Here is a 20,010-nt window from a genome sequence, read left to right as displayed (position 1 = left end):
AACATTCCTCACACAAAATAATGCGGGTATTTCTCACGCAATATATCCTGATCAACAACGACCAGACGCAGATGATTCTCCATCATCTTTCTGGCCTGCTCGGTCTCCTTGTTCACAATCAGGCGATAGATCTGCTTGTGCTGTGAAATAATGTTCCCCCAGTTGGAATCCGACAGCAACCGTAGCAGTCTCAAACGATTAAAATGAATGTTTAGCTGCTGGAGCATCCTCCAGGTTCTCTGCTTCCCCGTGCCATGAAACAGGATTTGGTGAAATTCTTCATCGAGTTCAAACAGCTTTTGATAGTTCTTCTTATCTGCGCATACATCCTGCATCGCAATATTCGTCTCCAGCTTGAATTTAAACTCCTCGGGGAAGTGCTCACAGCACAGCTCGACGATTTCCTTCTCCAGCTTCTCCCGAATGAATCTGCCTTCCTCCACATGAGCCAGATGAATACGGGAGACAAGGGTTCCGCTCTGGGGAATAATATCGAGCAGTTCCTCTTCGGCAAGCTTCATAAATGCCTCGCGTACCGGGGTTCTGCTTACGTTCAGCTCATCCGCAATTTCCTTCTCAGAGATCTTCGTCCCTGGCGGAAGCTCAAGACGAAGAATGCGATCCTTCAATAAATCATAGGAGTAGGCTCTGGTTGAGCCTTTGATCTTCTGCTCAGTCGACATACTGTTACCTCTTTCTTCGAAGCTATTTGGTTCCGTCCTTGTTATACCACCTGAAAGATGGGGGCAGCTGGAATAAAGTGAACCGGCACATTCGGGAATCGTTGACTGATTCTGTCTGCAATTCGCTTCATACCCGGCTCCTCACTGGCCGCATGGCCTGTGAGGATAAGAGACTTGCTGCCTCCTAGGGCTAATGCATCCCGTATATATTCGGGGGTCTCCCATTCCGGACCCTCACCTGCAATAATGAGCTGCAATTGTTCATTCTCGTACATGGGAATCAGGTGCGGACCTCCACCTCTGTATCCTACAGCGATGCCTATGCGTTCGCACATCATCTCCATATTTCCAATAACTCTGACATACGAGAGCTGAAGCTTCGACTTTATATGTTCTGTAATTTGCCGTACCGTTTGACCTGCTGGTAGATAAATAATGGATGCTGAAGACAAATGACGGACTAGATATCCAGCATATCCAATCGCTTCAATCAGCCCATCTGTAATTTCATCAGGATTATATCGGTGCGGATAATCATGAAATCGATATACTGTAAGTTGCCGCGACTCAATAAGCGCTTGCTTCGCTTGGTATACCGGATCTGCCTTCAGCATGTCATGTGCTCCATCGTGATGACTGTAGAACAGGCCTTCATGGGTAATAAACAGGTTGGCCCCAAGCTCTGCCGCTCTTTCTAATGCTTCATAAGATGCGGAGAAGGAGACTGCAATACCCTGGACGAGCTCATCCGAACGGCCGCATACAATCTTGTCTACTGTGGATTCAAGCGCTGAGGCCGGCTTCTCCAAGCTGCTAATTACATCCTGTACCGTGATATCCAACATTCTCACTCTCCAGTACCTTGATTTGCTGTTTTCTCATCCACAATACAGGAGGCTGCCTTTTCGTAGGCGAAACGGCAGCCTCCTGCTATAACATCAGCTTTTACTCACCAGAGCTTTTATTCACCAGCCTGTGCTTTATATTCCTTGTATGTCTCATTTGCAATTTCTAGATATTGAGACACGCCTTGGCTCTCCAGCTCCGAGACGAATGTATCAAATTCAGCTAGATCACGCTCGCCAAGAATGAATTTGAACGTATTTTGATCTGTGTAATCCTTAAGCGGAGTGCTGAGCAGCGTAACTCTTTCGCGCTCTTCAACGGAATATGGAATTGGCGGTTCTGCAGGAACAACATCCTTGACTTCCTTCATATCGTTCTGGAATTTAAGCTCTTCTTCACTGAACATGGAATGGAGCAGATCCGTCGTACCTCCGTAAGCAAATACACCGCCGGAGAATCCGTAATCAATACGCAGATCTTTAGTTCCATCCGGGTTCAGACCATTATAATTAATATCGTCTACAAGCTTACGAACACCATTTTCCTTAGTGAAAGTCTCGCCCTCTACGCCCCACTTCGCAAATTCCTGACCTTCGTCACTATAGTACAGCCAGTCAATGAACTGAATGATGGCTTCAAAGTTCTCGCTTTCTTTCGCTTTGGAAGAGATCATAACACCATTCTCAAGTCTTGAACCGGACATGAGCTGCCCTGCTGGACCGCCCGGCACGGTAATCTTGGAGATGGAATAGTTATCTTTACCGAGTGTCTTATCCATATCGTTACGATGCATAACAACCGTTTGAGAGTTGCCGTTGATTACAAAAGATTTGCCGGATACGAACTTTTGAATCGCCTGTTCATCATCCTGAGTGAAGCTTTCTTTGTCCAGAAGGCCTTCCTCTACCAGCTTGTTGAAGTACTCCAGCATTTCTTTATACTCTGGTGTAGTTGCTGTATATACGAATTCATCCTGATCTTCCTTATAGGTAAGTCCGTTGCCGAAGCCCCAGCCGCCTTTTGTACCAAATCCGGTCGCAGCAATATTCAACGTGCTGTTGAATTTGAAGCGGTCAGAGAATGGAATGGAGTCCGGGTACTCCTCCTTCAACTGCTTAAGTGCTGTATACAGCTCCTCCCAGGTTGTCGGAATGGCGATATTATGCTTCTCAAAAATGTCGGTTCTCACAATAAGTGTATAGTCTGGCCATACTTCTTCATGGAGACCAGGAAGCACATAATATTTTCCGTCCTCTTGCTTGAGTCCCTCAAGCTCGTCTTCAAGACCCCATTTCTCAACTTTATCCTTGTAGTTCGGCATCAAATCGACGTAATCGCTTACAGGTAGTGCTGCGCCAGAAGAGACGAACGGAGCTTCTTCTCCAGGATAGGTCTTAGGAATAATGAGCGGCGCATCTCCGGAGCTGATGAGTAGTGAACGCTTCTGACTGTAATCACTCATCGGTACAATGGTAGGCTCCAGCGTCACCCCTGTGATTTCCGTAATTTTCTTAAATAGCATCCAATCTTGCTTGATCGGGTAAGCCGGATTGTCGTTGTACATAATCGATAGGTTAAATGGTTCGGTTGCCTTGAAGGTATCGCCTACTGCATAAGACTCCATTGCACCTTTGTTCTGAACTTCCGCTTCCTGAGTGCCAAGGCCGTTGCTGCATGCAGCCAGAGACAAGCTCAGCAATCCGGTGAGCACTACTTTACTCCATTTTTTCTTCATCTTATACTCCCCCTAAGATTTGTAATCCCGCAATTTGTGGTTTCCTAAGTGATTGTGACCGAGAAATAACGATTCTTACCCTTTGACAGATCCGAGCATGACACCAGAAACAAAGTACTTTTGAACGAAAGGGTAAATCGTCAGTATAGGCAAAATGGTAAGAACCATGGTCACCGATTTAATGTTTGCTGATATCTGAGTCAGATTATCCGCAGAAGTTGCACCGACTGCTGCACCGCCTGTCGCCGCAGCGATCATGTTCCGCAGATAGATGGTGACAGGGAACAGCTCTTTCTTATCCAGATAGATAAAGGCAGGGAACCAAGAGTTCCAATGCGCTACCGCATAGAAGAGGATCATGGTAGCAAGTACAGCTTTACTTAACGGAAGTACAATGCGAAGCAATATCCCGTATGTGTTCAGTCCATCGATCGAGGCCGCTTCCTCCAGCTCCTCCGGCATATTCTCAAAGAAGGATTTCATAATAAGCATGTTGTAGATGCTAATCGCTCCTGGCAGAACAATCGCCCACATGGAGTTCGCCATTCCGAGTGTGTTGATCAGTACATAGTTCGGAATCAAACCGCCGTTAAAGAACATCGTGAACACTGCGAACACCGTCAGAAATTTGCGTCCCATCAGCCGTTTTCTGGATAAGGCATAAGCAAAGATCGTAGTCAAGAACATCGATATCAGAGTTCCGACGACAGCATATATAATGGTGTTCTTATAGTTGGTCCAGAACATGGAATCGCTTGCAACTTTCTTATAGGTTTCAATATTGAATCCTCTTGGAATCAGATTGACCTGACCAGAATTGATATAGGCTTCACTACTAAAAGATTGAGCAACAACGTTGAGAAAAGGATACAGGGTAATAAACACGATGAATATAAGAGCCGATGCGTTAAATATCTTAAAGACCTTATACGATACAGATTCCTTCATGTGGCTGCCTCCTTACCATAAGCTTCTTTCCGTCACCTTGCGTGAGATCGCATTGACGGATAATACAAGAACAAGTCCGATGACGGATTCGAATAATCCGATCGCTGTCGCGTAGCTGAAGTTACTGGATCCAAGACCTACGCGATACAGATAAGTCGAGATCACGTCGGATGTCTCGTAAATCAGCGGATTGTACAGGAGTAGAATCTTCTCAAAGCCGACAGCCAGGAAGCTGCCCATGTTCAGAATCAATACGGTAACGATGGTAGGTAATATTCCGGGAATCGTTACATGCAGCGTCTGTTTCCATCTGTTAGCGCCATCAATTCGGGCTGCCTCATAGAGGGAATCATCAATGGTCGTTAGCGCAGCAAGATACAGAATTGCACCCCAGCCCATCCCCTGCCATATTTCAGATGTGACATAAATGGTGCGGAACCAATCGGCCTGCTGCATAAAGTTGATCGGGTCTCCACCGAAAAATTGGATCAGTGAGTTGATCGAACCATTCAAAGCCGTCAGCTGTAAGATCATCCCTGCTACAATGACAATGGATAAAAAGTGCGGTAAGTACGAAGCCGTTTGAACAAACTTCTTAAACTTCTTGTTCTTGACCTCATTGAGCAGAAGTGCGAACACGATCGGCATTGGGAAGGTCAACAGCATTGTAAGTCCGCCCAGGATGAGCGTATTGCTGAATACTCTCCAGAAGGTCGGGTCCTCGGTAAACATTCGGAAGTAATGGAGTCCAACCCACTGCTCTCCAAAGATGCTGCCCCCAGGCACAAATCTTCTAAAAGCGATGACATTACCGATCATTGGCCCATATTTGAATATGAGCAAGTACAGAATCGGCAAGATTAATAGGGAATAGAGCTGCCAGTCTTTGCGCAGGAGATAGAGGATGGTTCTCCGTTTACTCTTCCTCGCAATGTTCATCTCCGGCAAGGCTGGGTTTACAGTCTTCGGTTCCATAGCTTATTTCACTCCTATCCGTATAGACAAGTCCATAAAATCGCTTACATTTCTAAAATGAGCTATTTTTTTACCCATTTCGTTCTAATCCGGATCTTAACCCCCTTCTGTTGTTGAAGCGCTTACAAATGTGCATTAAAATAATAACGTGAAATTGGTGCGACAAGTGGAATAGCGATCTGTAGCTGAAATTGAAGCTGGATATGCAGCCAGAATTGAGCTGAAAAAGTGAAGAGATAATTGCATACTAGTCATACTAGTATGGTAGTTGCTCTTATTGTAATGAAGGAGCTTTATGAATTCAATACATTTTTAATAATTTTTGTTATATCTACTTTAAAACGCATAAAATGGGTAAATCTGAGCTAGTTAAAGACATGATTATGAAAAGGCAAAAAATAACGGCCCCGCGATAAATTCTGCGGAAGCCGTTATTCATGAGCCCTTATATGGTGTGATCTGCTGTGTTAACAGATACAGGTTTTGCGTTTCTTGAACAGCTTGCCTTTCTCTTCCACTCTGCGGATATACTCCTCTGCCAGCGGTATTTTACAAGCTGTATTCCCAACATCCACATGGACCTTTCCAATCTGGTGTGCTACATTCATCGCCTGTTCATGGAGTGGCTGGACATAGCTCCCCACGCTGATGACAAAGCCATTCATGACCGACCTCACCCAATTCTGTTCCTCATGTACAGTCGATCTTACAAGCTCCAGCAAACCAGCCAGTTCATCCAGATCAAGCTCATCATCCGGTGTGATGGATACATAGTTGGCATAGGTGCTCCAGCCGGCTGTCGCAATCATCTCTTCCTCCGATTGAATCCACTTCATCGCCAGTTCTGTGGCAAAGGGACTCTCTGCAGTCAGCCAAGCCACAGGATACTCTGCAATCATGTACCAATAAGCCTGCTGCACCCAAGCTTCAAGCATCTCCTTCGAGACCAGCTTCGGATTCACGGTAAGACCTGCCAAATACATCGCATCACTATTCCCCGTGCTAAACAAGGACTGCGCAACCTCCTGATCCTTCTTCACTTCCTTCACGAGCTTTTTCTTCATGTCACCCACTCTGACGCCGAAAAAGGGCTCGCGAGCCCCATGTCGCAGGAAGGTCTTCTTGGTCTGCTCTGTCCCCAATTCCTCAAGGGTGCTCATCACTTGATCCAGTGTTAATGCTCCCATATAGCTTTACCTCCATACTGTCATTCTTGTTATTGCTATGTCATGGCCTCTTTCTTGATTTGACTGTGGAACAGATCACTGTAGAATCCTTCTGCGGCAAGAAGCTCATCATGCGAGCCCTGTTCGATCAAGCGCCCATCCTTCAGTACTAATATTTTGTCCGCCTGGCGAATTGTATTCAAGCGGTGGGCAATAACGAAGCTGGTTCTGCCTTGCATGAGCCTTGCAAGACCTTCCTGAATTTTGATCTCGGTCACGGTGTCAATACTGCTTGTTGCTTCATCGAGTACAATGATCGCCGGATTGGCCAGCATGGCGCGGGCTATGGCGAGCAGCTGCTTCTGTCCCTGGCTGATACCGCTGCCGTCCGCACTCAGCACTTGATCATAGCCCTTCTTAAGCCGGGTAATAAAGGAATGCGCATTCGCCAGCTTGGCGGCTTCCTCCACCTCTTCGTCGGTGGCACTCAGCCGGCCATAACGAATATTTTCCCTGATCGTACCTTCGAACAAGAAGGATTCCTGGAGTACAAAAGACATATGAGAACGAAGACTCTCTCGCGATACCTTGGTTACATCCTGTCCATCGACCGAGATCTCCCCTTGATCCGGGTTGTAAAATCTCGAGATCAGCTGAATCAGTGTTGTTTTGCCAGCTCCGGTTGGACCCACAAGCGCGACCATCTCTCCCGGCTTGGCAGAGAAGGATATGTCCTGCAGTGTTGCCCCTTTTTCCTCATAACCAAAGGACACTTGCTCAAATCTTACAGCACCTTCAACATGATTCAGCTTCTCAGCACCGACCTCGTCCTTAATTTCCTCATCCTCATCCATGACCTCAAACACACGCTCGGCCCCTGCGATGGCGGACAGAACGGTATTCCACTGATTCGCGAGATCATTAAGCGGACGGGTAAACTGGCGCGCATATTCTGCAAAGATAATGATCACGCCGATCGTAATCATATCGTTAATGACCATGATTCCGCCGATACCGGCAATAATGGCAAAGCTCAGATTGTTCAGGCTGTTCATCAGCTTCGGAATAAACCCTGATATCGTCTGCGCCCAGAAGCCTGAGAGTCTGATCTTATCATTTTTCTCCTGGAAGGAGGTAATCACACGTTCTTCCTGCGAAAAAGCCTTGATGATCCGCTGTCCCGATAACGTCTCCTCTATGTAACCGTTCAGATCACCGAGATTACGCTGACGCTCCTTGAATAAAGGACCTGTCCGGCGGGTAATCCAGCGCATGCCGAGCACCATCAGCGGAACGACGATAAATGTAAGTAAAGTGAGCAGTGGACTAAGTGTCAGCATAACTGTCACCACCCCCACCAATGTAAGGATACTTGAAGTCACCTGAATAATGGACCCGTTCAGCGTTGCACTGACATTCTCAATATCATTCGTGAGCCGGCTCATAATTTCTCCTTGCTGCCGTTTGCCGAAGAACGGAATAGGCAGCCGGTGCAAGTGGGTGAATAGATCAAACCGCATACGGTAGATCGTCTCCTGTGCGACCTCGATCATCCATATGCTTTGCAAAAAGGCAAAGATTGGGTGAATCAGATACACCGCCCCTAGTGCACACAGGAAGTAAATCCATTCTTGACCCGCCTCTCCCACAAGATAGGTATCTATAGCAACACCAATCAGGTATGGTCCGAGCAGGGCAAGAGCGGAAGTAAGAACGACCATAAATAGAATCAGAGTAAGCTTAAGCCGTCTCTTCGCAAGATAGGACCATATTCGCTTCAGCGTCCAGGACCAATCCTTGGCCTTGGCTGTCTTCTTAGCCGGTCCCTTTTCGAGCGCTGCTTTGTCCTTGAGCACCTCAGAAGGCGGCTGACGAAAGGGTTCCACCAGTTGTTTAAGCATGCTTGGCCTCCTGTCCGAATTGTGATTCATATATGCGTCTATATAATTCTGAATTCTGCAGAAGCTCTTGATGTGTCCCTTGTGCTATCAATCTTCCTTCATCCAGCAGCAGAATCAGATCCGCCGACAAGGTTGACGAAATCTTCTGGGTGATGAGGAACGTCGTGCACGACAGCTCGGACAGTTCATCTAGAAGAGCTGCCTCTGTCTTGACATCGAGTGCACTCGTACTGTCATCCAGAATGAGAATTTGTGGATTCCGGACAAGGGCCCTTGCAATGGACAAGCGCTGTTTCTGCCCACCCGACAAGTTGACTCCACGCTGGCCAAGCATCGTATCATATCCGCTTGCGAGCGACTCAATCGTTTGATGGATCTGAGCTTTACGCGCCGCTTCCTTCACTTCCTCCTCACTTGCCTGCGGATTTCCCCACGCAATATTTTCCTTAACACTGCCAGTGAAGAGTACCGCTTCCTGGGGAACATACCCGATGAAGCCGCGCAGATCATCCACCGGATATTGCTTAATATTGTTCCCGTCTATACGGATCATGCCTTCATCCGGGTCATATAAACGAAGGAGCAGCTGTACAAGAGATGTTTTGCCTGAGCCGGTTGCTCCCATAATCGCAATACGCTCCCCGGCCTTCGCTTCAAAAGACACTTTCTCCAGCACATGAAGGTCACTTCCCGGATAACTGAAGCTTACCTGCTCGTACTGTACACTTTGTGTCACGGCAGAGTTATTGCCTTCTTTTGATATATTTGTCGTACCGCTTCCGTTCCCTTCCTGAACAGAATCGAAACCTGTCCGGTCCGTATCAAGTACCTCACTAATCCGGTGACGCGATGCACTTGCCCGTGATAATGTAGCTACGATCCAGGAGAGCATGGATAAGGAACCCATCGTTCTTACCGCATAATTGATGACTGCTACAACCTCTCCCATCGTCGCATCACCCGTGACGTTAATATCATTTCTACCAAACCACAGAATGGTCAGAATGCTTGCATTCATGACTAGCATGATGAACGGCATCGTCGTTTCTGCGAAACGCTGGGCGGCCATCGTTGAAGTCATCAATTGGCGTATCGAGCGTCCGAACCGCTCAATCTCATGTCCCATGCGGACGAACACCCGGATTAAACGAATGCCGATCAAATTCTCCTGCGCAACGCCATTGACTTCATCCAATCTGTTCTGAACTGCCCGGAACATGATCGACACTTTTTTCATGATGTAAAAAATAAACAGCAGCAGCACAGGCACGGTAACCGCCAGAAACAATCCCAGCTTCACGTTGACAACCAGTGCCATGATGACGCTTCCGATCACGACGAGCGGAACACGGGTCGCAAACCGCAGCCCCATAAACACCGTGTCCTGCAGTTGGGTGATATCCCCTGTCAGCCGGATAATTAGCGAAGATGTTGCAAATCGGTTGAATACAGCGTAAGAGAATGACTGTACCTTCTTGTACAGCGATTCCCGAAGATCTGCTCCAAAGCCTTGGCTTGCATGGGCGGCATAGAACGAGCTTGAGATCCCGGCAGCAAACGCAATAAAGGCACTGATCAGCAGCACACCTCCCCACGTCCACACTACGGACATATTCTCCTGCTGAATACCGTCATCAATAATCTTCTGGATCAGATAGGGCTGAATCAGCTCAACCATGAGCTCAAGCAGCAGCATGAACAACGCTGCGATTGCCGCTACCCGGTACTTCCGCAAATAACTGAATATAAGAGCCATGTACATTCCTCCGACGATTCACTGATTACTCCAAAAAAACACTCATATGTATATTATAACGTAGATTGATTCTTCTCTACCTCTCCATAAGTAAAAAAATAACCGCACCCTGAGTAGGTTACGGTTATTCGGCATGTCTAGTTCATTCTGATCATTCATTCTGAGCATATGTTGAGCTTACAATTTTTTGACAACAGGAATCCAGATCTCGCTGCGATAGTTCGGTAAGGAGGTATCCTTGCTCTCATTCCACAGAATCTCTGGTCCTTGCGCCGCTTCATAATTAGAGGAAGGGAACCAATCCGCATAAATCCTGCCCCAAACTTCCTGCAGCTTATCCGGAAAATTCCCCACCGCTTCAAACACAGCCCAGGTCAAGGCAGGAACTTCAAGCACATGATAATGGGAAGGCGGTGCGAGCGTTGTCGCTGCTCCAATATAATGATCCAGCTCTCCCTGCTCCTCCATTCTTCCTTCGGAGAATTGCGTTGAGGCACTGATCAAGCCTACAGGCTCTATGTTGGATAATGCCTTAAGTTCTGTAATACGTTGTTCATTAAGCTGGCTCCACATGGAAGCAATCTCTGGATTAACGCCGTGAAAGACGATAGGAACCCGCTTATACAGCCCAACAATGCGAAAAGCCTCTTTCTCTACGATTCGATAATTCATTTCTTCTCCTCCTCTAATTGACAAGAAGAAGCTCAGCTTGGGATAGGCTTTGATATTTTTTTCCGCTTGGAGGACTTCCGACGGCAGTATGCCATGCATGCTGTGAAAAGCACGGGTGAAGGAATCTGGCGAGTTGTATCCATATTTTAGAGCAATATCAATAATTCTCAGCCCCGGCTTCGCCTCCATCAATTCCTGCCCTGCCAGAGTCAACCTTCTGCGCCGAATATATTCGAATATCGGAAGACCAGCGAGGAAGGAAAACATCCGCTTAAAATGATATTCTGAACAGCCTGCTGCCCTTGCTGCCTGTTTATAATCCAGCTCATCCACTAGATGCTCTTCCATATATTCCATCGCACGGTTCATGCCTGCAAGAAAATCCATACCCACTATAGCTTCCTCCTTCGCATTTAGAATACAGGAGAAGAGGCAGACTCTCCCGACTTAAGCTGCACCAATTGTGCAGGGTCTGCATCAACCTTATCTTAGCAAAAAAAGCTGTCCAAGTGACTACACACTTGAACAGCTTCCACGTGCTAAAGATTCAGCTGACATTACTTCTGCGCTCTTTGCTTCTCCAGTTCTCTCAGCTCAATCCGGCGGATCTTGCCTGAGCTCGTCTTGGGAAGATCCGAGATAAACTCAATCCGGCGTGGATATTTGTAAGGAGCGGTAATGCTCTTCACATGCTGCTGCAGCTCCTTAACAAGCTCATCTGAGCCTTCCATACCATCTTTCAATACGATAAAGGCTTTGACAATATTTCCGCGGGTCTCATCCGGGCTCGCCACCGCCGCGCATTCCTTCACGGCAGAATGCTTCATCAAGGCTTCCTCCACCTCGAATGGGCCAATCGTATAGCCTGAGCTGATAATAATGTCATCTCCTCGGCCTTCAAACCAGAAATAACCCTCTTCATCGAGGCTTGCCCGATCGCCGGTGATGAAATACTCTCCGAGTGTATTTGCCGGCTTGCGTTCCGGATCCAAATAGTAGCTGCGGAACAAGGCAGGCATTTCGATATGCACCGCAATATTTCCAACCGTGCCTGGTGCTACTGGCTGACCTTCGTCATCCACCACTTGTACAAGTCCTGGCGAGATCGACTGTCCCATCGCACCTTTGCGGAATGGCATTCCCTTCAGGTTCCCGATAAGCAGCGTACTTTCCGTCTGTCCATAACCGTCGCGAATCGTAATGTTGAAATAACGTTCAAAGGTGCTGATGACTTCCAAATTCAGCGGTTCACCAGCCGATACTGCACTGCGCAGTGCAGACAGGTCATATTTCTCCAGACCATCGGATTTGGCCATCAATCGGTACTCCGTTGGCGTACAGCAGAGGACATTAATCCGGTATTCCTGCAGCAGTCTGAGGTAATGGGAAGAATCAAAGGAGCCGCTGAATACAAACCCGGTTGCTCCATGTCCGAGTACAGATAAGAACGGACTCCAGATCCATTTCTGCCATCCTGGTGCTGCCGTCGCCCACACTGTGTCCTCCGGCTGAATATCAAGCCATGGCGCAGTAATGCGTAAATGGGCGTAACCCCAGCCGTGCGTATGCACAACTCCTTTGGGATTGCCCGTCGTACCCGAGGTATAGGTCAGAATTGCAATGTCGTCTCGGTGCGTTTCCACAGCAGGACGCACTTCAGGCTGATTCTCCATCAGCTCACTGAGCATGGACCAGCCTTCCTGCTGCTCTCCTTCCTCAGCCGAGACCGCAATGCGGAAATCAAGGGCAGGCAGCGGCTCTTCAATTCTGTCTACTTCATCGGCAATGGCAGACCATGCAATAACAGCCCTGGCTTTGGAATGATCCAGACGGTAAGACAAATCCTTCGCTCGCAGCATTTCTGACGAAGGGATGATAACCAGACCCAGCTTGAGACAAGCGATATATATAGCATAGGCGATGACTCTTCGAGGTACCATGACCAGAACGCGATCACCCTTGATAAGACCAAGACTCTCCAGTCCGCCGGCAATCTGATTCGCCTTCTTGATCAGCGCTCCATATGTGATCTCTTCGTATTGACCCTGTTCATCCAGGCATCTCAGTGCGATCTTATCCTCTCGATGCTGTTCCATTTCGGAAGTCATATTATATAGTTCAGGGGCAACCCAATGTTCATAATTCACACTCATCTTCTCCTTCGTGACCATGTGTTTGGGTTATTATAACATGTCCTAGTACCAGGTGCTAATTATTTTTACCCCATACTGAGGATCAGATGGGTATTATTACAACTCCCTCTCCCAGTAGTTCACTCTTGTCTTAAGTATTGGCTAGTTGTCCTCTTCCTTAATCTGGATTTTAGGACCAAGAATAATGAAAAAGTAATTAAGTTACTTCTTGGTCTTAGGACCAGAGAGGAGAGAATGAACTGGATCATTGGAATATTGTATTTACGGGCATGACCAACGGTCAGAGTCTAGCAATACAAAATGTGTATTTCCTATTCTTTCGTCAAAATAAAATACACCTTGTGCTAAACCCCGAAATATCGAGGTTTAGCACAAGGCATCAAGAACTTAAATCATATGTATGCAGCAACATACTCCCTGCTAGGACAGCATTCCCTTATATACACCGGGTACTGAGCCTTCAATAACAGTGGCTCCCGTTGTTGTGGCATAGAAATCTACAGGTCCTGCTCCTCCGATCACCGCATAACCGTATCCATCTTGCTTCATATAGTCGAGAGCATAGAGCAGCAGCATTTTGCCGATTCCGCGGCCACGTTCGTGTTCGTCGACTCCAGTCGGTCCAAAGAAACCTTTAACCGTTGCATCGTAACACGCAAATCCGAGCAGCTTGCCGTTCTCGACGGCAATAAGACATGTAATTGGCGATCTGGCGAACGCAACCTCGCATTCACTTACCCAGCCCTTTCCAAAATGAGCTCCGACCCATTCACTTACAACATGCTTCTCCGGTGCAATAGCCCGGCGGATCGTTACCCCTGTTCGCTGTTCGTAGCTGGCTCTTCCTTCCACTTCAGGCAAATCATACAGCTTAACGAGCATATCCGGCATAGAATCCTCCCTATTTGTCTGTTTCCGATGAAACAGGATTATGTGCTAACTAGAGTATAATAGAGGTTCACCTGCAAATGCTTGAGCTAACTCGCTCAATATTTTCAAAAACTTGCTGTTTCGAATCAATTTCATAAGCTCGCTAATGAAAAACGAAGGCCGCTACAAATTTGCCGAGCTGAATGATCAATCTGAGGCTGTTGAACTGATTCAGCGTACCGAGCAGCAGCTTACCAAAGCAGTACGGAACGCCTATCACCCTTATTACTTATGAGATACAAAAAGATAAGGATACAGCAGCAGAATAAGACTACCTTATTTAAAAAGCAAGCGTCAGCATAATCATAATCCAGCGAACCCATTCCCTGGGATCAATGTCTTCCTGTTTAAATGATATTCCAAAATCAACTGAATAGTTAGGAGGCTCGGGAGCAGGAGGAGTAAGATCGTATTGATCCATTATTCTCTCCTGAATTTCCTTCGACATTTCCCTTTCTTCAAGGGCTAATAGACCATTTGTCGATTGATCAGCTGATACTGTAGTTGCCCCAGTCTGATCAACTCCATATGCATCTGCATTTGGCCCATGTATTAAGGCCGCTGACAATAGAAGCGTCATGATTAATGCAGTGCATTTTCTTTTTGTCATCATATTTGCTCATCCATTCTGTCTTGTTACCTATATAGTCGGATTCTATTTTAGCAGAAACCGGCTGCTTGCACACTTGTGTATTAAAACAGAGAGTACTACGTCGGTTTAGAAGGAAAAGATGAACGAATTTGAGATCAATGAAAAAATGGCCTTTTTTTGACGGCGGACTGACTAGAAAATGTAAAAAAGCATGGTGAAGATATACTTTATATACTGTGCCAGCTCGGAGACACTCAGATCCAATGCAAAGCTTGCTCCAAAATCTCCTATAAAGGATAGAATCGAATCGTTAGTCGGAACTGGCTCTTCCAGTCCATAAATATCTCTAAGTCGCTCCTGTTCTTCTTCAGACACGGTAGCAGCCCTCATTTCTTCTTTCTATTGACAGCCAAATTATACCATAAAAAGAGGCACTCATATCCTTATGAGTGCCTCCGTGTCTCCATCATTCATTGTCTGCCTACCTTCTGTACTCGTGCTTTCCCTACAATCCCTTTCATCCGGCTGCCGCATTTGCAAGAGATGCTGTGCTTCAGAATTTTCAATTCCCCGCCGCAAACAGGGCAGATGGAACGAACAGAGCTCATATCCATAATTTAAAACCCTCCTCATTTTAAGATGTTATAAGTTATTTTAATTACTTTTTCAATTCGATAGATGGTGTTATCTCGGTGTAAAAATGTCGGCCTGCTCCTATCGCTGTATAAAGCAGAATGTTGTATGCTATAGAATGTTATATAGAAATAGAAATTTACATAAAAAGGAGCATTGAATTCATGGACTTACCTAGAGCGCAGTTTCAACCGCCTTACTATGCCGTGATCTTCTCCTCCAAGCGAACAGAAGGGGATAACGGGTACGGCATTATGGCGGACAAAATGGTAGAGCTTGCTTCACGTCAGCCCGGCTTTCTTGGTGTTGAAGCGGCCCGGGATCAATAGCTGGGAATCACAGTATCCTACTGGAAGGATCTCGAATCCATTCGTGCTTGGAAAGAGCACTCAGTGCATCAGATCGCACAGGAACGAGGCAAAAAGGAATGGTATCGCTCCTTCTCTCTCCGTGTTGCCTTAGTCGAAAGAGATCGTTTTTTTGAGATCTAGCGTATATTCCCTCTATAAATAGGGTTCAGCTGCCTCTTCTTACATTAGATCATGCAAATTCCTTACATAGAATAACATCTTCTGTTTCAGAAACGCCTCATTTTCGTAATATCTTTATATACTCTTCCTTAAACTCTCATATAAAGCTTATAAATGAATGTTTTATGTAAATCGAAGAATACTATTTAAAGATGGCCCTTGTGACAAGAGGACAAAACAGGCCATCTTTTCTTTGATATTAAGATAATCTTTCCTTAAAATTTGGGTTAGCAGCTTAGCTAGCTTCGTTATTATATTTCCAGTCGGTTAATGATACCGTTTTCAAAATAGTGGTAATTGTCTTCATCAGCTGCACTAAACAGGAAAGGAGCGTGAAGGTATGGAGAAGCCCAGTAAGCGGACCGTGCTGATCGTAAGGTTTCTTCTAGCTTCTCCCAGCCGTTTTATCACCGTTCGTGAGCTGTCAGATGCACTTGATGTCAGTGAACGAACGATTAAACGCGAACTTCCCCTTACTGAAGAGTGGCTAGATGAACAAGGAGTAACCCTGACGCGTAAGCCCGGCTATGGGATCATGCTCGAGGGGGACAGTGATGCTCTCGCCACACTTGAGGCCGAGATGGATTCGATATCGGTAAGTCCTTCCTTCTCAAGAGACGAGCGCCGCTACTTTATCATATCCGAGCTGCTCCTTGCTTCTGGGCCGATTAAGCTGTATGCCTTTGCTTCCAGGTTCAAAGTAACGGAAGGAACGCTCAGCCATGATCTGGATCGGATTGAGGAATGGCTCAGCGGCTTCAATATCGAGCTCGTTCGTAAACCGGGCTACGGTGTCTATGTCGAAGGGAATGAAAAAGATGTTCGTACCGCCCTGATCCACCTGCTGCATGAGCATTTGAACGAATATGAACTCATTCACCTAATTAGGGATCGGGATAAAGAAAATGAAGACAATATGAGTAAAGTGCAGTCTCATATTCGAAATCGACTCCTTAACCTGGTTGAAGAAAGTACGATTGTGCAGCTGGAGAAATATCTAACCGACCTGGAGCAGCATATGCAATTGAAGCTGACCGACAGTGCCTTTATCGGCCTTGCCGTTCATCTGGCACTTGCTATCGAACGAATGAGATCAGGACAACGGATTACGATTCCGCCTCAGGTGCTTCATGAATTGAAGCGTCATCCTTCATTCTCAGCTGCTCAAACACTGGTGAATCGGCTTGAGGACGCTTTTTCCCTAACGATTCCCGAGGATGAAACCGGCTATATTACGATGCATTTAAAAGGTGCGGAGATTAAGCTCGATGCCGAAAAGGAAACGGATTATGAAAATGTCAGCTTTGAGCTTGTACGGCTGGCACGAGATATTCTGAAAAAGGCGGAAGCTCTGACCGGTCTTGAGCTGAAGAGCAACAGCCGACTATTCTTTGGCTTCATTAACCATCTTGGTCCCGCTGTTGAACGGTTAAAGCTGGGGTTGGATATACGCAATCCGCTGCTTGGACAGATTAAGGAGCAATATACAAGCGTATACGATATTGCACATCATTGTTCCAAAGTGCTTGAAGAATATGTGGGGCTACCTATCCCTGATGCCGAAATCGGCTATATCGCTCTTCATCTCGGAGCCATGCTGGAATATGCAGAAGCCAAATACATGAAGAATTCTTTAAAGGTACTGGTCGTCTGCGCAAGTGGAATTGGAACTTCCAGCCTGCTCCAAACCCGAATTCGCAAGGAATTCCCGACGCTGCATATTGCTGCTGTTGTATCTGCTGCTGAAACGAAAAGCTATGAAGAACAGGTTGACCTCATCATCACGACAGTAGATCTTGTTAGCAGGCTGCCTGTCGTGCGCGTGTCACCCTTACTTGGTGATAGAGACATCGAGAAAGTAAGAACTATGCTCGAGGATACTACACCACACACGGACCGAGTCCCGCTGAAGAAGGAGTCCTCGGCTTCACTCGCTGACACACTGCAGAAGCAAAAAATGCTGATTGAAGGCATTCAGGATCTCCTGAATAACCTCGTGATCCAGGATGGAGCTTACTTTGGTTCGATTGATGAACTGATTGAGGGAATCGCTGGGAATTATGCCAAGGATGAAGCCGGGAAGACCCAGTTGATCCAAGAGCTGCACGAAAGAGAGAAGCTCGGTGAGACCATTCTGTCCCGGGAAGGTATCTTCCTGCTTCATTGCCGCTCAACCGTCATTTCTAAGCTGACACTGAGTTTTCTCCGTTTCACCAAGCCGATCACTTATGGTTCGGATAAGGAGGCACATTTGTCCGCAGCTATCGTGCTGCTCGCTCCGCGCGGCAGTGACCGAACATACCTTGAGGCAGCAAGCGAAGTCAGCAAGTCACTCATTGACCGCCCGGGCTTTGCTGCACGTCTGACAGACGGAACGTCTGCAGTATTGAACCTGGAAATCCAGGGCATTATGAAAGACCTGTATTTAAGAAAAATAGAACAGTATACAATGGAGGTTGAACAATTATGAGTACTCTCGAACAAAGCGCTCCGGCTCCGAAGAAGACCGGAGGTGTCAAACAGGCCACACAGAAGTTCGGCCGCTTCCTTAGCGCTATGGTTATGCCGAACATCGGTGCATTTATTGCCTGGGGCTTCCTGACGGCTCTCTTCATTGAGGCGGGTTATCTCCCTAACGCAGATCTGGCTTCTCTTGTAGATCCTATGATCAAATACCTGCTGCCTCTGCTTATTGCCTATAGCGGGGGTAAAGCGATTCATGATCATCGCGGCGGTGTGCTTGGCGCTATAGCGGCAATGGGGGTTATCGTTGGTGCGGAAATCCCTATGTTTATTGGTGCCATGATTATGGGTCCGCTTGGTGGTTATATTATTAAACAATTCGACAAGTATATTGGGAGCAAGACTCCATCTGGATTTGAAATGCTCGTCAATAACTTCTCCGCAGGTATTATCGGTATGCTGCTGGCCATTGCAGGATTCTACGGTGTCGGTCCTGTCGTATCCGCCTTTACTGATCTGCTTGCATCCGGTGTGGATGCGATTCTGAACTGGGGATTGCTCCCGCTCGTATCGATCTTTATCGAGCCGGCCAAAATCCTGTTCTTGAACAACGCGATTAACCATGGAATACTCAGCCCGATCGGAATTCAGCAGGCGGGGGAGTATGGTAAATCCATTATGTTCCTGCTCGAAGCGAATCCAGGCCCTGGTCTTGGACTTCTGCTGGCCTATTCGATCTTTGGTAAAGGCTCCATCAAAGGCTCTGCACCAGGTGCTGCCATCATTCATTTCTTTGGTGGTATTCATGAAGTATACTTCCCATATGTTTTGATGAAGCCAATTATGTTTGTATCTGTTATCGTATCCGGCATGGCAGGGGTATTTACCTTCAGCCTGCTCGATGCAGGACTTATTGCGGCCGCGTCACCGGGCAGTATCATTGCTCTTATGCTCATGTCTCCAAAAGGAGGCTACATTCCGGTCATTGCAGGTGTGCTTGTGGCAACCGTTGTTTCCTTCCTGCTATCCTCCCTCTTCCTTCGCAGATCTGCTGCGACAGACGAGGATCTCGATAAGGCTAAGGAAGCCGTATCTGACCTGAAGAACAGCAGTAAAGGCATCAGCGCGAATAACACGACTGGTACTGCTGATTTGAATAATAAAGCACAAATCAACAAAATTATTTTTGCATGTGATGCTGGTATGGGATCAAGCGCAATGGGCGCTACTTCCTTCCGTAAGAAAGTGAAGAATGCGGGTCTCGCCATTGAAGTGACCAACACAGCAATCGAAAATATTCCGCTTGACGCAGACCTTGTAGTCACACAGCAGAATTTAACACCGAGAGCGAAGGCCAAAGCGCCAAATGCAGTACACGTCTCTATCGATAATTTTGTGAACAATCCGATTTACGATAAACTGATTGAGGATCTGAAAGCAAAGGCAGAACAACCTGAAACTTCTCCTGTTCCGGAATATGCACAGGAAGATGTGGTGGAAAGTCTGGATAAGACCTTCCCTGAAGATTCCGTGACCGCAGAGACTAACGGTGAAGCTGATAGCAGTGGTGTACTTCGCAAAGAAAATATCGTTCTTCAGCTTCCATCTGTAAGCAAAGAGGATGCGATCCGCCGTGCGGGTGAATCCCTCGTCTCCGCCGGATATGTGCAGCCGCATTATGTGGATGCCATGATTGAGCGGGAAGGTGTAGCAACGACGTATATAGGCAACGGTGTAGCCATCCCTCATGGTGTAGGAGACGCGAAGAAGGAGATCAAGACGAGCGGAATCGTCATCCATCAGTATCCAGAAGGTGTCGAATTTGAAGGCGGAACTGCATATCTCGTCATCGGTATTGCTGGAGCAGGCCGAGAGCATCTGCAGATTCTCACCAAAATTGCTGAGGCCATCGAGGATGAATCTACGGTTACAAGACTCGCCAAAGTTACAAATCCAGACGAACTGTACAACACTTTCGGGGTATAAGACTTAAAGAAATGCAACTCTTTATATAAAGGCGGGAATCA

17 protein-coding genes and 1 pseudogene are annotated in these 20,010 nt (G+C 46.8%); 4 read left to right on the top strand and 14 right to left on the bottom strand.

Translation table 11 applies throughout. From position 1 onward, the window contains the following. Nucleotides 1-8 precede the first annotated feature (8 nt). The 11 genes from BM415_RS00410 to BM415_RS00360 all read right to left on the bottom strand — a co-directional run bounded on the left by BM415_RS00410 (nt 9) and on the right by BM415_RS00360 (nt 13,726). A complete protein-coding gene (locus BM415_RS00410; RefSeq protein WP_091153414.1) occupies nt 9-683 on the bottom strand; it encodes a GntR family transcriptional regulator in 675 nt (224 codons plus the stop codon). 41 nt (nt 684-724) lie between these two features. Next, the gene (locus BM415_RS00405) at nt 725-1,528 is read right to left on the bottom strand and encodes a Nif3-like dinuclear metal center hexameric protein (protein ID WP_091153412.1); all 804 of its coding nucleotides are present in this window, start codon (nt 1,526-1,528) and stop codon (nt 725-727) included. Nucleotides 1,529-1,644: 116 nt separating this feature from the next. After that, complete coding sequence (locus BM415_RS00400; RefSeq protein ID WP_091153410.1) at nt 1,645-3,264, bottom strand: ABC transporter substrate-binding protein; 1,620 nt, start codon at nt 3,262-3,264, stop codon at nt 1,645-1,647. 75 nt (nt 3,265-3,339) lie between these two features. Further along, nucleotides 3,340-4,212 carry a carbohydrate ABC transporter permease gene (locus tag BM415_RS00395; RefSeq protein WP_091153407.1) on the bottom strand — a complete coding sequence of 291 codons (873 nt, stop codon included), beginning with the start codon at nt 4,210-4,212 and terminating at the stop codon, nt 3,340-3,342. A 12-nt stretch (nt 4,213-4,224) separates the two neighbouring features. Continuing rightward, entirely contained in the window at nt 4,225-5,187 is a 963-nt protein-coding gene (locus BM415_RS00390) for an ABC transporter permease (RefSeq protein WP_091153404.1), read from the bottom strand. Nucleotides 5,188-5,654: 467 nt separating this feature from the next. Then, a complete protein-coding gene (locus BM415_RS00385; protein WP_091153402.1) occupies nt 5,655-6,374 on the bottom strand; it encodes a DNA alkylation repair protein in 720 nt (239 codons plus the stop codon). 35 nt (nt 6,375-6,409) lie between these two features. Further along, nucleotides 6,410-8,254: an ABC transporter ATP-binding protein gene (locus tag BM415_RS00380; RefSeq protein ID WP_091153400.1), complete on the bottom strand. Its 1,845-nt coding sequence runs from the start codon at nt 8,252-8,254 to the stop codon at nt 6,410-6,412. Then, entirely contained in the window at nt 8,247-10,010 is a 1,764-nt protein-coding gene (locus tag BM415_RS00375) for an ABC transporter ATP-binding protein (protein ID WP_091153397.1), read from the bottom strand. The genes BM415_RS00380 and BM415_RS00375 overlap by 8 nt, the downstream gene beginning before the upstream one ends. Before the next feature lie 177 nt (nt 10,011-10,187). Further along, entirely contained in the window at nt 10,188-11,069 is an 882-nt protein-coding gene (locus BM415_RS00370; protein ID WP_091158944.1) for an AraC family transcriptional regulator, read from the bottom strand. A 170-nt stretch (nt 11,070-11,239) separates the two neighbouring features. Beyond that, on the bottom strand, nt 11,240-12,835 hold the full coding sequence (locus BM415_RS00365) for an acetate--CoA ligase (RefSeq protein WP_091153394.1): 1,596 nt from the start codon (nt 12,833-12,835) through the stop codon (nt 11,240-11,242). A 420-nt stretch (nt 12,836-13,255) separates the two neighbouring features. Then, on the bottom strand, nt 13,256-13,726 hold the full coding sequence (locus tag BM415_RS00360) for a GNAT family N-acetyltransferase (protein WP_091153392.1): 471 nt from the start codon (nt 13,724-13,726) through the stop codon (nt 13,256-13,258). A gap of 145 nt (nt 13,727-13,871) precedes the next feature. On the opposite strand from BM415_RS00360, the gene BM415_RS25730 reads away from it, so the two are divergent. After that, nucleotides 13,872-14,000, top strand: coding sequence for a hypothetical protein (locus tag BM415_RS25730; protein WP_280142834.1), 129 nt, complete (start codon nt 13,872-13,874; stop codon nt 13,998-14,000). A gap of 45 nt (nt 14,001-14,045) precedes the next feature. Here BM415_RS25730 and BM415_RS00355 read toward each other — a convergent pair whose 3' ends face one another. The 3 genes from BM415_RS00355 to BM415_RS24900 form a co-directional block, all read right to left on the bottom strand. Further along, nucleotides 14,046-14,378 carry a hypothetical protein gene (locus BM415_RS00355; protein WP_091153390.1) on the bottom strand — a complete coding sequence of 111 codons (333 nt, stop codon included), beginning with the start codon at nt 14,376-14,378 and terminating at the stop codon, nt 14,046-14,048. A 171-nt stretch (nt 14,379-14,549) separates the two neighbouring features. Beyond that, nucleotides 14,550-14,732 (bottom strand): hypothetical protein, encoded by a 183-nt coding sequence (locus BM415_RS00350; protein ID WP_091153387.1) that lies wholly within the window; start codon nt 14,730-14,732, stop codon nt 14,550-14,552. 95 nt (nt 14,733-14,827) lie between these two features. Further along, complete coding sequence (locus BM415_RS24900; protein WP_170862321.1) at nt 14,828-14,971, bottom strand: hypothetical protein; 144 nt, start codon at nt 14,969-14,971, stop codon at nt 14,828-14,830. A 183-nt stretch (nt 14,972-15,154) separates the two neighbouring features. Here BM415_RS24900 and BM415_RS00345 point away from each other — a divergent pair. From BM415_RS00345 to BM415_RS00335, 3 genes and pseudogenes are all read left to right on the top strand, one after another. Next, nucleotides 15,155-15,481: pseudogene (locus tag BM415_RS00345) on the top strand (antibiotic biosynthesis monooxygenase). Nucleotides 15,482-15,860: 379 nt separating this feature from the next. Continuing rightward, a complete protein-coding gene (locus BM415_RS00340) occupies nt 15,861-17,990 on the top strand; it encodes a BglG family transcription antiterminator (protein WP_091153386.1) in 2,130 nt (709 codons plus the stop codon). After that, entirely contained in the window at nt 17,987-19,969 is a 1,983-nt protein-coding gene (locus BM415_RS00335; RefSeq protein WP_091153383.1) for a PTS mannitol transporter subunit IICBA, read from the top strand. The genes BM415_RS00340 and BM415_RS00335 overlap by 4 nt, the downstream gene beginning before the upstream one ends. Nucleotides 19,970-20,010 lie beyond the last annotated feature (41 nt).

The organism is Paenibacillus sp. 453mf, assembly GCF_900116105.1.
Classification (GTDB): domain Bacteria; phylum Bacillota; class Bacilli; order Paenibacillales; family Paenibacillaceae; genus Paenibacillus; species Paenibacillus provencensis.
Note: the sequence above shows the minus strand (reverse complement) of the source record. Positions and strands in the feature narration are given on the sequence as shown.

Excerpts from the sequence above, each read along its gene's own strand:
- BM415_RS00410 (WP_091153414.1), bottom strand. The coding sequence starts at position 683 with ATGTCGACTGAGCAGAAGATCAAAGGCTCAACCAGAGCCTACTCCTAT.
- BM415_RS00405 (WP_091153412.1), bottom strand. The coding sequence starts at position 1,528 with ATGTTGGATATCACGGTACAGGATGTAATTAGCAGCTTGGAGAAGCCG.
- BM415_RS00400 (WP_091153410.1), bottom strand. The coding sequence starts at position 3,264 with ATGAAGAAAAAATGGAGTAAAGTAGTGCTCACCGGATTGCTGAGCTTG.
- BM415_RS00395 (WP_091153407.1), bottom strand. The coding sequence starts at position 4,212 with ATGAAGGAATCTGTATCGTATAAGGTCTTTAAGATATTTAACGCATCG.
- BM415_RS00390 (WP_091153404.1), bottom strand. The coding sequence starts at position 5,187 with ATGGAACCGAAGACTGTAAACCCAGCCTTGCCGGAGATGAACATTGCG.
- BM415_RS00385 (WP_091153402.1), bottom strand. The coding sequence starts at position 6,374 with ATGGGAGCATTAACACTGGATCAAGTGATGAGCACCCTTGAGGAATTG.
- BM415_RS00380 (WP_091153400.1), bottom strand. The coding sequence starts at position 8,254 with ATGCTTAAACAACTGGTGGAACCCTTTCGTCAGCCGCCTTCTGAGGTG.
- BM415_RS00375 (WP_091153397.1), bottom strand. The coding sequence starts at position 10,010 with ATGGCTCTTATATTCAGTTATTTGCGGAAGTACCGGGTAGCGGCAATC.
- BM415_RS00370 (WP_091158944.1), bottom strand. The coding sequence starts at position 11,069 with ATGGATTTTCTTGCAGGCATGAACCGTGCGATGGAATATATGGAAGAG.
- BM415_RS00365 (WP_091153394.1), bottom strand. The coding sequence starts at position 12,835 with ATGAGTGTGAATTATGAACATTGGGTTGCCCCTGAACTATATAATATG.
- BM415_RS00360 (WP_091153392.1), bottom strand. The coding sequence starts at position 13,726 with ATGCCGGATATGCTCGTTAAGCTGTATGATTTGCCTGAAGTGGAAGGA.
- BM415_RS25730 (WP_280142834.1), top strand. The coding sequence starts at position 13,872 with ATGAAAAACGAAGGCCGCTACAAATTTGCCGAGCTGAATGATCAATCT.
- BM415_RS00355 (WP_091153390.1), bottom strand. The coding sequence starts at position 14,378 with ATGATGACAAAAAGAAAATGCACTGCATTAATCATGACGCTTCTATTG.
- BM415_RS24900 (WP_170862321.1), bottom strand. The coding sequence starts at position 14,971 with ATGGATATGAGCTCTGTTCGTTCCATCTGCCCTGTTTGCGGCGGGGAA.
- BM415_RS00340 (WP_091153386.1), top strand. The coding sequence starts at position 15,861 with ATGGAGAAGCCCAGTAAGCGGACCGTGCTGATCGTAAGGTTTCTTCTA.
- BM415_RS00335 (WP_091153383.1), top strand. The coding sequence starts at position 17,987 with ATGAGTACTCTCGAACAAAGCGCTCCGGCTCCGAAGAAGACCGGAGGT.